Raw genomic sequence first — 14,808 nt, forward strand, 5'->3', positions numbered from 1 at the left:
CCATACGGCGAGGGCCGCGCCCCCGGTCCCCGGGGCGCGGCCCTCTTGCTTAAACTGCTCAATTTTTCGTGCTCACGGTGCTCATTTCCCAGTGATCACTCGGACCACTTCTTAGTGAACATCAACACCACCAGGCAGGCCGCGTTCATGGCGGTGGACTTCAACGCCTCGAGAACCCCACCGGGATGCCACACGAGCGAGAGCTCGATAACACCAACAGAGGCCACAAGCAGCGCCAGCTCAGCCAGTATTGAAAGCTTGACGGCCTTGAATTTGTCGAATCGCCGGGCCACCATGACGCCAAGCCAGAACATCAGGCAAAGGCGCAGCGGAAAGTAGCCCGTCCAGTGCGAGACAAGCACCGCAATAAAGGTCGCAACAACCGCCAGACTCGTCCGGCGAATCCTTGATATGCACCAGATGGCCAGCGGAAGCGTCAGGCTAAACCAGAGCTCCCAGCTCATGGACCAGACGGGAGAGTCAACGCGGACGAGCTGCGCGCCAAAGAGGTTGTTGACGCCATCGGACACGTTGAATAGCACGTCGAACTGCATGAGGATGTCATGAACCGCAGTGGGAAGGCCCGCGTCGTAGGCGACGGCAAGCGCGGAGCGCGACGTGGACCCCAGGCGCCAGGCCACGTAGCCCATAGGAAGGGCCAGCGCAATCGCCGCAAACAGCGGCCCGCAAAGGCGGACGACCCTTCTTGGGTAATAGCCAAGCCAGTCGTACCCGCCGTTTCCCATGTGCTTAAAGGGAACAAGAGACAGCACTATGCCAGACAGGATGAAGAACACCATAACCGACGCGGTGCCAGGGAAGAGGCTCGGACCCCCCGCGCCAAACGGCTTGACCATGATGTCGACGTGATACAGGAACACTATCAGCGCCGCGAGCCCTCGCAGGCCGTCAAGCGACAAGACGCGCTTCTCGTGACCAGGCATCATCAATCCTTCCTTCGTGCATTCGAGCAGAGCGTCCCATTATATACCCTCATGGATTTAGCGTACATTTTGACGAGAAAGACCCCCCAAATCGGGCGGATTCGGGGGTCTGGCTCATCTTTACGTACGCTGTCCGGAGCCGCGACCGCCGGCAGCAAGGGCGCCGGCACCCGCCCTACTCGGCCTCGGCCGCCTCCTCGCGGCGGACGACCTCGTCAAGCCGCCGAGAAACCCAAGGCGAATCCTAGCGCGACCAGGCGCCTACCGAACGGCCACACCCCACAGAACGCAGTCTCGCACGAGCGCACACCTGCAAACCCGTCCGCACTCGCAAAATAAACCTGACGCGAGCGAGCATCCACAAAACCGCACGCGACCCCATTATTGTTAAGGACAATGCCGTGATTGCCGCGAACGCCGTGGGGCCCAAGGGCTGCCGCGCGGGCGGACACGCCGCAACAAAGAAGGCTCCCCGCCTTGTAAGCGAGGAGCCCTCGATCGCCTTTATGAAGAAAACCGTTAGTCGACGCGTGCGTAGTCACCGCTGCCGTCAAAGCCCCAATCGAGCTTATCGGCCTTGCCGTTCGAATCGCAATGGATGGCATAGTTCCACGCCGGGTCTTCATCATCCCAATACAAGCCAACCTGGTCGACGGCGGTAATGGCCCAGGTACCCGCCTCAGCCTGCTTGCCATCGCGGCTCTCGACAAGCGTTCCATCTTCCCTCAGCTCGATTTCGATGGACTCGTTTGTGAGCGACTTCCATTTCGTATTGACGACCTTTGCCATCACGGCATTGTAGTCGCCACGCGAATACCAGGTATTGCTCACAGAGTCGTAGCAGGTCATGGGGTCAACGAAAACGATATCGTAACCAGACTCGCATTCTTCGGAGGGCACCAGATGCTTATCTTTTATCGTGGCATCGCAGTCGGGATCGATGGGCTTGCCGCTCTCGTCGAAGAACACGGGCAAAACGACCGTCCACGCTTCTAGATAGAAGCCGGGGCGCGACGTGTCGCCATCGATATACCACACGTCAGCAGAGTATCCGAAGCCATTGTCAGCGAGGTAGCTTCCCGAGTCGATGCGGGAAGGGTCGACGTTCGCCTCGGGCACGCGTTCCTTCGATTCGACGGCTCCAGACCCGCCGCCGCAACCCGCAATCATGCATGAACACGCCAAAGCAAACGCAACGACTACCGACGTAAGGCATACGCGCCACCATTGCTTTTTCGAAGCCTTCATTCGACGCTCCTTCCCCTTCGATGAATTTGAGGAAAGCGTACGAGAGGAAGGCGACGCCAACCAGAACAGAGCGGCCCAAATCGGCACCAAGAAAAAGACCACGCGTCCAAAATGACAGCGCGGCCTATGGTTTCATTACGATACTAATCTTAGTAACTTTTTGTTAGTTAATCTCTTTTAAAGAGTAATGCAATATCAAAAAGAAAGTATTACAGTTTCTATTGGAACCTTATTCGATATCTAAAAGGAAGTATTATCGGTATCTTTTTAATACCAGCATCCCACTATTTACAAAGCTCCCAAAAAGTAACCGCACTTGCCGCCGCTACATTCAGGCTATCGACCCCGGGGCGCATGGGAATGCGCACCGTGTAATCGCAGCCCGCGATAGTGCGGTTCGACAGCCCATCGCCTTCGGTGCCGAACACGAGCGCGAGCTTGTCGATTTGCGCCAACTCAGGCGCGCCAAGCGGAAGGGAATCGTCGGACAAGGCCATGGCCGCCGTCTTATATCCAAGCGCGCCCAGGCGCTCAAGCCCCGCCGCGGGCCAATCGCGCACGCTTTCGCCAATGCGCGTCCACGGCACCTGAAACACGCAGCCCATCGACACGCGCACCGCACGCCTATACAAAGGATCGCAGCACGTAGGCGTTACGAGCACTGCATCGATTCCCATGGCCGCCGCCGAGCGAAAAATGGCACCGACGTTCGTATGGTCGACGATGCCTTCGAGCACTGCGATACGCCTGCGGCTCGCATCGTGCATGTTGCCCACCTCGCCTGGATCAAGCTCGCCCGCCGCAACAGCCGCCGCGCGTGCGGCCTTTTCGGCGTCAACTCGAGCAAGCAGGTCTTCCACGCTCGGCAGCTGGGGACGACGGCACGCCAGGAGAATGCCACGCGTCACCGCAAAGCCCGTAAGGCGCTCCGCCTCCTTCGCGGGAACCACGAACACGGGCATCCCACCAGGCTCTTCACACGCCGCCTCGGCACGCGACACGATTTCGCGCGTACGATCGACCCATTCAGGCGTCATGAGCATTGAAAGCGGCTGCACCCCACCGAGCAATGCCCGATCAATAACCTTCTCGCTTTCGACAATGAAAATTCCTTTTTCGGGTTCGAGCTTGTTGCGAAGCTGAGCCTCGGTCAGGCGCGCGAACACATCGAGGCGCGCGTCGTCAAGCGATTCGAGTTCGATATAGGGCATGGGTACTCCTCAAACGAAAAGAGCCGATCATCAGACCGGCTCATTGTGACATTGAACTGCCCTGGCGGCAACGCAACGAAATGCTCGCACCAAAGCCAGTGAGCAGCAGGCTGGAAAATCTGATTACCCCGGATGAGAAGCAACGCACGCTTCAAAACGCGAGCGACGATTGAAAGCCAAGGCAAAGCCAGATTGCCACGCAGCGTCAACGGCTTACGCCGGTTGATCGTCCGGCGTGGCCTCAGTCACCCAGAATTCGACCTGGTTGATTCGGCGCGCATCCATCGAACGTACCACAAAACGTACCTTAGTGCCGTCTTCCTCATAGTTCGCTTCATCACCCACATCGGGAATTCGATCGAGCACGTCGAGCAGCAGGCCACCAAGCGTTTCGTATTCGGTGAAATTCTCGTCTTTGAAGCCCATGCGCTCAGCGAAATCGTCAATAGGGCATGCGCCAGTGGTGATGAAGTGGTTCGGCGCAACCTCGGTAAGCACATCGCTCAAGCCGTGGGCGTATTCGTCATCGAAATCGCCCACGATTTCCTCGAAGATATCGCCCATCGTCACCAGACCTGACGTTCCGCCGTGCTCGTCGACGACCAAAGCCATCTTCGTTTTCTCTCGCTTGAGCACCTTGAGCAGCTTCACCACGGGCATGCCCTCAGGCACCGCCACGATGCGGCGCACGCGCACGTCGTCCATGGTGCTTTCGGGCGACAAGTTGTACAAGTCTTTCACACTCACGAAGCCCACGATATCGTCTTTGTCGCGACGGTACACGGGAAAACGCGTGAACTTCGCCTCGGTGACGATGCGCATGTTTTCTTCCAACGTGTCGTTCATGCACAGGCACACCATGTCGGGGCGCGGAGTCATGAGCGATTCGGCATCTTTGTCGGCGATGTCGAAAATATTGTCCACGAACTCGTTCTGCTCGGGCGCGATAAGGCCGCTTTCGGTGGACTCATCGATGAGCAGCTTGATTTCGTCGTCGGTGTACACCTCGTGCTCATTGGCGGGGTCGTGGCCCGCAATGCGCACCACCGCATTAGTGATGCCATTGAACAGCACCATAATGGGATAGGTAATCTTATAGAACGCCATAAGCGGACGCGCAGTGAACAGCGCGTAACGCTCGGTGGCGAAAATCGCGAACGACTTAGGAATGAGCTCGCCCGTCACCACATGCAGCGTGGTCATGATGAAGTAGCCAATGGCCACCGCCACCACGGAAATCACGGCTTCGGGCAGACCGAACAACACGAACAGCGGTCGAATGAGAGCCGAAAACGCCGGCTCGCCCAACCAACCCAAGGCAAGCGATGCAAGCGTAATGCCCAGCTGGCAGGCCGACAGATACTTGTTCACGTTCAGGGCAATTTCCATGGCCGCCTTGGCGCCCGGCTTGCCCTCCTCTACGGCGAGCTCGAGCTGCGACTTGCGCACACGCACGAGCGCGAATTCGGCGATGACGAAGAATGCGTTCATGGCCAGGAAAAATACGACGAGGATAAGGCTTATGCCAATAGACATGAGCGGAAATTCACCCTTTCAAAAAGGCCGTCTCGCAGACGGCCCAACCTTCGCAGATATGCGGTTCTTACTATTGCAATTCGTAACTATAACGAAAATGCGACCGACTCATGCCACGCGGGGCGAGACTTTGCCCAACCGTTACAAAAACAGCAGCAGCACGAGAAATGCCGCAACAAAGAAATGAAGCGAAAAAGGAAAACAGAGGAATTCGCCTTAAGACAGGCCCGCAAATGCTCAATCCCCTGGCAGCAAGCGCCCAGAAGACGGAGCGCCATCGTACATTGCGGCCCCCGTACGTGCCCTAATGACGATGCATGAGCTTATCGCTGCCCGTTTTCCAATTGAACCGCACGCTCAGGCAGCGCAGCATGACCACGCAAACCACGCACAGAACCGCCGCGAGCGTATCCTGCGCGCCATATGCCACAAGCACCACGTACAAAAAAGAACCAGCCAGCGCAGCTACCGCATAAAAGTTGCTGGCTTTAAAAATACCCGGCACCTCGCCCAGCGCCACATCGCGCAACGCGCCGCCGCCAACTGCCGTGAGCACGCCCAACGCTATGGACATCACAAAGCCGGCGCCGCAAGAGAAGGCCTTGCTCGCACCCGCCACGGCAAACAAGCCGACCGAAAGCGCATCGGCCACGAACACGCCGTAATCGATGCGGTCGAAAATCTGCCGAAAAAAGAACACCACCACGCACAAAGCAATGGCAGCAAGCAGCAAATACGGATGCGCCATGAAGTACACGCCATGGCTTTGCAGCAAAAAGTCGCGGAACATGCCACCGCCATAGCCCGTGACCAGCCCCAGCACCGTAACGCCTATGATATCGAGCTTCCGATTGCACGCAACGAGCGCACCCGTAAGCACGCCGGCGATAACCGACAAATAGTCGATGAATGCCGGAACTACGCCGCCGCTCGTCGAGATAAGCGTAAGTATATGTTGGGTGATGAAATCCACGATAGCCCCCTCGGAAGGTCAAAAGACCAACGGCCCTAGTACGGCTCGTCGAGCGGAGCGTGCGCTTTTACATCGAGTGAAAGATCGGCGAACCTGCCTTGCGCAAATCTGTCGCGCGCAACTTCAGCGATCATGGCCGCCTGGTCGCCGCATGCCGAAAGCGGCGGCATGGTCAGACGAACGCCGAGCTTTCTGCACATCTTCTCGTAAGCGCCGCGCAGCATGGGGTTCGCCGCCACGCCGCCGCCAAGGCAGAATTCCTTCGCGCCCGTCTCGATGAGCGCGGCCTTCGCCTTCGCCACCTGCACATCGACCACCGCCGCCTCGAAACTCGCAGCGATATCGGGCATGTTCAGCTCGCGACCAGCCTGTTGCTCCTTTTGAATATACGTGGTCACGGCGGTTTTCAAACCCGAGAGGCTGAAGCGTAAATCGCCCGAATGCATGAGCGCGCGCGGGAACGCGATGGCCTTGGGGTTGCCCTTCGCGGCGAGCTTGGAAATAATGGGGCCTCCGGGGTAGCCCAAGCCAAGCGCCTTCGCCACCTTGTCGAACGCCTCGCCCACCGCATCGTCGATGGTGGAGCCCATGGTTTCGTAATCACCCCAATCGCGCACGTGCACGAGCATGGTATGGCCGCCACTTACGAGCGATACCACCATAGGGGGCTGCATGCCAGGTTCGGCAATGCGGTTCGCATACAGATGGCCTTCCAGGTGATTTACGGCGATAAGCGGCTTATCGGCACCCCATGCCGCGCCCTTCGCGAACGCAAGACCCACAACGAGTGCGCCCACCAGGCCCGGAGCATACGTCACCGCCACGGCATCGAGATCGCGCCAGCGCAGGCTTCCAACGCCCAGCGAGGCTGCTGCCGTTGCCAAGCACTCATCGCACACGCCACAAATCGCCTCGATATGCTTGCGACTCGCGATTTCGGGAACCACGCCGCCGAAGCGCGAATGGAAGTCAATCTGGCTGGCAACCACATCGGAATGCAAGCCGCCTTGCCCGTCGATGATACTCGCCGCGGTTTCGTCGCACGAGCTCTCAATTGCCAGGATAAGCGGACGTTTCGAAGAATCAAGCTCGACCGCGGTCGCTGCCGCTTCGCGCGGCGCGCCCGACACGGCGCTCACCTGAAGTTCCATACCGGCAACAACGGGAGCCGCCGACTCATCATGCGCAGAAACACCCGACGCAGGCAGCGGGCCCGTCATGATGACAGCATTTTCGCGGTCAGAATAATAATGGGGACGCACGCCGATAATCGCCAAGCCGAGCTTTTCGTAGAACGCCTGGGCGCCCACGTTCGACTCGCGCACCTCGAGCGTCATTTCGGTAGCGCCCAAATTCCGCGCATCGGAAGCGACGAGCGAGATGAGCTCGGCGGCAATGCCGCGACGGCGATACGATGGGTCGGTAGCGATTTTCAGAATTTGCACCTGGCCAGCGACGATCCACCCGCCGCAATAGCCAACGAGCTTTTGTCCGTCGTATGCCGCCCACCACGTGCGGTCGCGGCGCGGCAGTTCGTCGGCAACAAGAGACGGGGACCACGCATCGCTTCCCATGCATTCGCGTTCCATAGCGGCAACGCCGGCAGCGTGGGCAGCATCGAGCGGACGATACGAGATGTTGGCAGAAACGTCGGCGATTTCCGCAACCACGGCGGCACGATTCTCGATTGCTGCCGAAACGACATTGGCATGCTGCACGCCCGTCGACAAATCGCGCGGCGAGAGCGCATCAGTTTTCTCGGAGGCTTCTTTCGCCAGGCGAATGCGCTCATTTTCCTCGGCATCGGAAAGGCGCGTATATACGGGCAGAAGCACCGAAGGGTCGCCCGGGCGCAACGCCACGGGGGCCGCGCCTGCGTTCGCGCGAGCGGCGGCGGCATTCGATTCTCCATGCCATGCGTCAGCCGAAAGATCGATATCGCCTGCAGCAAGGCCAGCCTGGGCCGCAAGCAGCAAACCCGCGCCCGACACCGCCCACAGGCTTTCATCTGCGATGGCACCCAAAGGCTCGAAAATCTCTCGGTATTTCACCAAGGCGTCGCCAAGAATAGTCAAATCGCCGGCTCGCTCAGGAAGCTTCGCCTCCTGGTCGGCGACCCATTCGCACGCAATCGCAGCCTTCACCACGGCATCGGTCGTAAGGCGGGAAATCTCGGAATCCGAAATTTCAAACAGCGCGGGGTACACTTCCTTGCGCATGGCATCGGCCGCAACGAGCACGCGGCCACGCACCCCTTCCGCCCACGCGCGCCACGCGACGGCATCGAGCGTCGAGACGCCATACAGCGGCACTTCGAGCGCCGAAGCGGCACCTTTGGCCGTAGCCATGCAAATGCGCACGCCCGTAAAGCTGCCAGGACCGCGCCCGCACACGACCGCCGCGACATCGCCCTTGGGCACCCCCGCTTCGGCAAGCGTTGCGTCGACTTCATTCAAAAGAATGGTATTGCTCGCGCGATGCGCGGGAATTTCCCGGCACGCAAGCGGTACCATACCAAATGTCGGATTCTCAGGGTCGCCGCCAGGAGCCTCGGTATACATCCCAACACCAACGGCCACGACTTCATTCGCCGTATCAAATGCTAAAATGCACGCGCCGCGCGCGGCAGATTCGTTTTGCATGCTCAAGGTCCATGCACCTTTCATGGCGGCTCGGTGCCGCGAATTCATACCATACATAAAACGTACTGGCATTCTACCATCGCCCTGGCGGCGAGGCGGCTCATCCCCATCAATACAAAGAATCGCCCGCAGGCCACGCCCACGAGCGATTCTTTCGTCATATCAAAACGGCAGCTCCTTTTTTCGGAAAGCGCCGCCCAGTTTTCCCATTCTCGCCCGAAACGATTCCCAAGATAATTCCTGGGCACCCCTTAATCGTTCGCGCGGCGAAGCGCCGGAACGGCCTGGCGAAGCGCGTGGGCCAAACTCACGCCGATCACGATTTTAATGGCGTCGAGCAGAATGAACGGAGCGATGCCCGCAAGGAAAGCGGCCATGGGGCTCATTCCCGCAACAGCCATAAGCTGCGCCCAGCCACACACGTAAGAAATCGCGAGGAAAGCGAATGCAGCGACGTACTCACGAACCAAGCCGAGAGCCTTCGACGAGGGAGCCTTCCATGCCTTAAGCACAAGCGCCGCAGCAACAGCGCCCAACACAAAGCCGATGATAAAGCCGCCCGTGGGGCCCATGACCTTCGCAAGGCCGCCCGCCATGCCCGAGAACACCGGCACGCCAAGTGCGCCCAGAACAACATAGCCGGCAACGCTTGCCACCGCTTCGCGCGCGGGGAACAGCAGCACCACGAACGCGAGCACCATGGTCTGCAGCGTGAAGGGCACAGGACCCAACGGCACCGTAACCCATGCACCAATCGTGATGAGCGCGATCGCCAATCCGCAAAATGCGACCGATTCCGATCGCTTGAGCGTCTGCTTTTTCTGCATGAATGAAACCTTCCCTAGGTTCGAGAACCACACATTCACCGTGCGCGGCCCATTAACAAATGCCTTAGCACTTTACCATGCGATAGTGCCGAACGGAACCCCGGATCGTCAACAAATAAAGAAGCCGCCCATAACAGGCGGCTTCATGCACGATTACAAGAGTTTGCGCCACTCCGTTCGCCAGATGGCAAACGTCTTCGAGATTTACTCGAGCGGCTTGGCTTCCATCGCATCGGCGAAGTATTCCTTCACCGGCTGCTCTCCGACGTCTTTCAGGTCGTCCTCGCCAATGTGCCAGCACTGGGTTTTCGGCAGTCCTTCGACTTTGTCGGCGACGAAGACCGGGTCTTTGCCGGCATTGCGCTGCTCGGTGTAGTCGTCAAGCGCTTTAATGGCCCATTTGCCCAAAAGCAAAATAGCGATAAGGTTCACGATGGCCATGAAGCCCATGAAGATATCGGCAAGGTTCCATGCCAGATCGAAACTGTTCACAGCGCCGAAGTAGATGATGACCAGGCACACGATGCGGAAAACCGTAAGCAGCACGGGGCTGTCATCCTTGATGAAGCGCAGATTGCTTTCGGCGTAGAAGTAGTTGCCGATAAGGCTCGAAAACGCGAACGCGAAAATGGCGAAGGTGATCACGTGAATGCCCCACTCGCCCACCGAGTTGTTCACGGCCATCTGCACGAGCGGCATGCCGTTGAGCGCGGTGGCCGTCTCGGGGTCTTGCACGTAGAACACGAGCACCATCATGGCCGAGCAGGTGCAAATGAGCAGCGTGTCGATGTAGACCGAAAGACTCTGGACCAGGCCCTGCTTAACCGGGTGCGAAACGCTTGCAGTAGCCGCGGCGTTAGGAGCGGAGCCCATGCCGGCTTCGTTGGAGTACAAGCCACGCTTGATGCCGAGCATAACGACCGAGCCAGCAAAACCACCGAAGATCGACTGGAAATCGAACGCCGACGCGAACATAAGGCCGAACACCGCGGGGAGCTCGCCGATATTGCTCACGGTAGTCCACACAGCAATCGCGATGTAAATGAGCGCCATAACGGGAACAACGACCGAGGTGATGATGCTGATGCGCTTCGAGCCGCCAAAGATGACGATGGCGGTCATAGCCGCAAGCACGATACCGCTCGCGATGGCGGCCTTCGTAGACATTTCACCGTCGCCGGTGTAATACGTCAACGAGCTCGTAGCATTGAACGACTGCAGGCCGTTGAAGCCGAACGCGAAGCACAGGATGAGCAGCACGGCGAACACCACGCCCAGCCAGCGCTTGCCCAGACCCTGCTCGATGTAATAAGCCGGGCCGCCGCGAAATTCGCCGTCTTCGCCGCGAACCTTGAAAATCTGCGCCAAAGTCGATTCGACGAATGCCGACGCGGCACCGACAATCGCCATAAGCCACATCCAGAACACCGCACCCGGGCCGCCCGTGGCGATTGCGGTTGCAACGCCGGCGATGTTGCCCGTGCCAACGCGGCTCGCAGTGGACACCATGAGCGCCTGGAACGACGAGATGGAATGCTTGCCGCCAACATGCTTCTTCTCGGTGAGCTGGGTGAACATGTCTTTGATGTAGCGAATTTGCACGGCCTTGGTACGAATGGTGTACCAAATGCCCGTTGCCACAAGCAGCGCCAGCAAGATGTAGGTATACATGAAGCCGTCGATTTCGCCTGTGACATCAATGAGGAATGCGTTGATGTCCACGTTGGGCCTTTCTTTGCTATGGAACGTAACTGAAACATTTTACTCCGCCGTCGACCATTTCATGAGCTGAAATGCCTACACTTTTGCGGGTTGATGAGCACGAAAAAAGGGCCGAACAAATGTTCGGCCCTTCATGCGTTCCGTTTTGAAGGCGCGCGCCCTCGATTCGAAAGCGATTTAGTTCTTGAAGCTGTGAATCGGCGCGGGAATACGGCCGCCGCGGGTCACGAACGCCTCACAGCTCGTTTGATTCACCGGAATGATGGGAGCGTAGCCCATGAGGCCGCCGAATTCGGCCATGTCGCCCACGCTCTTGCCCTCGACGGGAATCACGCGCACGGCGGTGGTCTTCTGGTTCACCATGCCGATAGCCGCTTCATCGGCGATAATGCCCGAAATGGTGGCTGCCGTGGTGTCGCCGGGAATGGCAATCATGTCCAAGCCCACCGAGCATACGCAGGTCATAGCCTCAAGCTTCTCGATGGTAAGGCATCCGTTGGCCGCAGCATCGATCATGTTCTTGTCTTCCGAAACGGGAATGAACGCGCCCGAAAGGCCGCCCACATAGCTCGACGCCATGATGCCGCCCTTTTTCACCTGGTCGTTCAGCATGGCAAGCGCCGCCGTGGTGCCCGGAGCGCCCACCTGAGCCAAGCCGATTTTCTCGAGTACCTCGCCCACCGAGTCGCCTTGGGCGGGCGTGGGGGCAAGCGACAGGTCGATAATGCCAAACGGCACGCCCAAGCGGCGACTCGCCTCCTGCGCCACCAGCTGGCCCACGCGTGTGATTTTGAACGCGGTGCGCTTAATGGTTTCGCACAGGAATTCGAAATCGCGTCCGATGGCCTCATCGAGTGCACGGCTCACCACGCCCGGACCCGAAACGCCCACGTTGATAACCGCGTCGCCTTCAGTCACGCCATGGAAACCGCCTGCCATAAACGGGTTGTCGTCAGGAGCGTTGCAGAATGCGACGAATTTCACACAACCGTACGAATCATTGTCGGCGGTGGCATGCGCAATGTCTTTGATGATGTGGCCCAACAGCTCCACGGCGTTCATGTCGATGCCGGTTTTCGTGGAGCCCACGTTCACACTCGAACACACGATGTCGGTTTCGGCGAGAGCCTGCGGAAGCGATCGGATGAGCAGCTCTTCGGCAGGAGTCATGGCCTTGTTCACGAGCGCCGAATAGCCGCCCAGCAAGTCAACGCCCACTTCCTTGCCCGCACGGTCGAGCGTATGAGCGATTTTCACGAAGTCTTCCGACGTTTTGCAGGCCGAGGCGCCCACAAGCGAGATGGGAGTCACGGTGATGCGCTTGTTAACGATGGGGATGCCGAATTCACGCTCGATGGCTTCGCCCGTGGCGACCAGATCGCGAGCGCGCGTCGTAATTTTGGCATAGATGCTGTCGCAGAGTTCATCCACGTTGTCGCACGCGCAATCGAGCAAGCTGATGCCCATGGTGATGGTACGCACGTCGAGCTTTTCCTGCTCAATCATTTCATTGGTCTCGTGGACCTCTTGGATATTAATCATAGATATACGTCTCCAAAATGATGAATTTGGGGTGGGCCGAGGCAGCTTCGCCTCATCGAAAATGCTCGGACTTCCGCGAAGCCTCGCGACGCGGGCGCGCGAAACGCACATGCGCCCTTCGCCAAGGTCCCAGCCTTCTTGCCAACGAAAGCGGTCGCCAGCTTAGATTCGATGCATGGCGGTGAAGATTTCCTCACGCTGGGCACGCACGCGCACGCCGATTTCCTCGCCCAGACTTTCCAGTTCAACGGCCATCGCGCCGAAGCTTTCATCGGCGGCCGAATAGTCGACAATCATCATCATGTTGAAGTAACCGTCGATGATGGTCTGCGAGATGTCGAGCACGTTCACCTTGTGATTCGAGAGATACGTGCACACGCGGGCAATGATGCCCACAGTGTCTTGACCGACCACGGTGATGATGGCTTTGTTCATGGCATACCTTTCCAAAGGTTCTTTGAGCACTTTAGCGTAGTGTAGTATAGCGGTTCTTCGCTCATGTGCAGTTTATCGCCCAACCACGCAGAATGCACGAGTTGCACGAGCAGAGCGCCGCAGCCTTCGGTAGCTGGGCGCTCGAGCAGCGCGGACGCTTTTTGCATGAGCTCGTTTTGCTGCGTATAATGCTCGGGTTTGCACATTCTCGATGGTGGCGTTCGCGTGGCCATCGTTTTCATTTTCGATTCCGACAGGAGCGCACGCATGAGCACTACGCCCAAAACCACCGAAGGCCGCGAGAAATTCGGCTCGCGCATCGGCTTCATTCTTATTTCGGCCGGATGCGCCATTGGCCTTGGCAATGTATGGCGTTTCCCGTATGTATGCGGCGAATATGGCGGCGCGGCGTTTGTGCTGCTCTACCTGGTGTTCTTGGTGATTCTCGGCCTGCCCATCTTGGTCATGGAATATGCCGTGGGCCGCGCGAGCCAGAAAAGCTGCGCGCGAAGCTACAACATTTTGGAACCCGAAGGCACCAAATGGCATTGGTATAAATGGTTTGCGTTCGCCGGCAACTTCATTTTGATGATGTTCTACACCACCGTCGCCGGCTGGATGATCGCCTACGCGTTCAAAATGGCGACCGGCCAGCTCACAGGGCTCGGCACCTCTGCTTCCGCAAGCGCGTCGGGCGCCGCCGAGCAGGCGTTCACGGCACTGCTCGCCGACCCGTTCCAAATGCTGTTCTGGATGGTCATTATTTGCGGCATCGGCTTTTTCATCGTTGGCCTGGGCCTGCAAAACGGCGTCGAGCGCGTGACGAAGGTCATGATGGCGTGCCTGTTCGTGGCCATTGTGATTCTGGCCATCAATTCGGTCATGCTGCCCGGCGCACATGCCGGCCTTGAGTTCTACCTCATGCCCGATTTCGGGAAGATGATCGAAAACGGCTTCGGCGATGCGGTATACGCCGCCATGGGCCAGGCATTCTTCACGCTTTCCATCGGCGCTTCGGGCATGGCGATTTTCGGCAGTTACATCGGCCGCGACCGTCGCCTGACGGGCGAAGCGGCAAGCGTCGCCGGCCTTTCCACGCTCATTTCGCTGCTCGCAGGCCTGATTATTTTCCCCGCATGCTTCGCCTATGGCGTTTCGCCCGATTCAGGCCCCAACCTGGTATTCGTCACGCTGCCGAGCGTATTCGACCAAATGTGGGGCGGCCAGCTGTGGGGCACGCTGTTCTTCATTTTCATGAGCTTCGCCGCGCTTTCCACCGTCATTGGCGTGTTCGAAAACATCGTGGCGTTCTGCATGGACCAATGGGGCGCCTCGCGCCGCTCGGCCGTGGCGATCAACGCCGTGCTCATCATCGTGCTTTCGGTGCCGTGCATTCTGGGCTTCAACGTGTGGCAGGGAGTGCAATTCCCCGGCATCGGCGACATTCAGAGCCTAGAAGATTTCATTGTCTCGAATAACGTGCTTCCGCTGGGTGGCCTGGTGTATGTGCTGTTCTGCACAAGCCGCTACGGCTGGGGCTGGAAGAATTTCCTCACCGAAGCAAACACCGGCGCCGGCCCGCGCTTCCCGAAGTGGGCGCATGCATGGATTGCCTATGGCATCCCCGTGCTCATGGTGGTGATTTTCATCATGGGATACATTCCGAAGTTCCAAATCTGGCTCGGATTGTAGAAGAGCACCTGCAACACCAGTGTGACTGGGCCCCTT

At 58.6% G+C, this 14,808-nt stretch carries 11 protein-coding genes; 1 reads left to right on the plus strand and 10 read right to left on the minus strand.

What is annotated here, in order from left to right; genetic code table 11:
• Nucleotides 1-95 precede the first annotated feature (95 nt).
• The 10 genes from DMP05_RS07015 to DMP05_RS07060 form a co-directional block, all read right to left on the minus strand.
• Entirely contained in the window at nt 96-947 is an 852-nt protein-coding gene (locus DMP05_RS07015; protein ID WP_123219776.1) for an acyltransferase family protein, read from the minus strand.
• 516 nt (nt 948-1,463) lie between these two features.
• Nucleotides 1,464-2,192, minus strand: coding sequence for a hypothetical protein (locus DMP05_RS07020; protein WP_123219777.1), 729 nt, complete (start codon nt 2,190-2,192; stop codon nt 1,464-1,466).
• Nucleotides 2,193-2,476: 284 nt separating this feature from the next.
• A complete protein-coding gene (locus tag DMP05_RS07025; RefSeq protein WP_123219778.1) occupies nt 2,477-3,403 on the minus strand; it encodes a TrmH family RNA methyltransferase in 927 nt (308 codons plus the stop codon).
• A gap of 213 nt (nt 3,404-3,616) precedes the next feature.
• Nucleotides 3,617-4,939 (minus strand): hemolysin family protein, encoded by a 1,323-nt coding sequence (locus DMP05_RS07030; protein WP_123219779.1) that lies wholly within the window; start codon nt 4,937-4,939, stop codon nt 3,617-3,619.
• 304 nt (nt 4,940-5,243) lie between these two features.
• A complete protein-coding gene (locus DMP05_RS07035; protein ID WP_244595087.1) occupies nt 5,244-5,912 on the minus strand; it encodes a trimeric intracellular cation channel family protein in 669 nt (222 codons plus the stop codon).
• A gap of 35 nt (nt 5,913-5,947) precedes the next feature.
• Nucleotides 5,948-8,554, minus strand: a complete 2,607-nt coding sequence (gene tsaD, locus DMP05_RS07040; RefSeq protein WP_244595089.1) for a tRNA (adenosine(37)-N6)-threonylcarbamoyltransferase complex transferase subunit TsaD — start codon at nt 8,552-8,554, stop codon at nt 5,948-5,950.
• 251 nt (nt 8,555-8,805) lie between these two features.
• Nucleotides 8,806-9,381 carry a biotin transporter BioY gene (locus DMP05_RS07045; protein WP_123219780.1) on the minus strand — a complete coding sequence of 192 codons (576 nt, stop codon included), beginning with the start codon at nt 9,379-9,381 and terminating at the stop codon, nt 8,806-8,808.
• Between the two features lie 204 nt (nt 9,382-9,585).
• A complete protein-coding gene (locus DMP05_RS07050; RefSeq protein ID WP_170151668.1) occupies nt 9,586-11,052 on the minus strand; it encodes an alanine/glycine:cation symporter family protein in 1,467 nt (488 codons plus the stop codon).
• Nucleotides 11,053-11,280: 228 nt separating this feature from the next.
• Nucleotides 11,281-12,645 (minus strand): PFL family protein, encoded by a 1,365-nt coding sequence (locus DMP05_RS07055; RefSeq protein WP_123219781.1) that lies wholly within the window; start codon nt 12,643-12,645, stop codon nt 11,281-11,283.
• Between the two features lie 162 nt (nt 12,646-12,807).
• Nucleotides 12,808-13,080, minus strand: coding sequence for an ACT domain-containing protein (locus DMP05_RS07060; RefSeq protein WP_123219782.1), 273 nt, complete (start codon nt 13,078-13,080; stop codon nt 12,808-12,810).
• Nucleotides 13,081-13,347: 267 nt separating this feature from the next.
• Here DMP05_RS07060 and DMP05_RS07070 point away from each other — a divergent pair, with 267 nt between their 5' ends.
• Complete coding sequence (locus tag DMP05_RS07070; RefSeq protein ID WP_123219822.1) at nt 13,348-14,772, plus strand: sodium-dependent transporter; 1,425 nt, start codon at nt 13,348-13,350, stop codon at nt 14,770-14,772.
• Nucleotides 14,773-14,808 lie beyond the last annotated feature (36 nt).

The organism is Slackia isoflavoniconvertens, from assembly GCF_003725955.1.
In the GTDB taxonomy this organism is placed as follows: domain Bacteria; phylum Actinomycetota; class Coriobacteriia; order Coriobacteriales; family Eggerthellaceae; genus Slackia; species Slackia isoflavoniconvertens.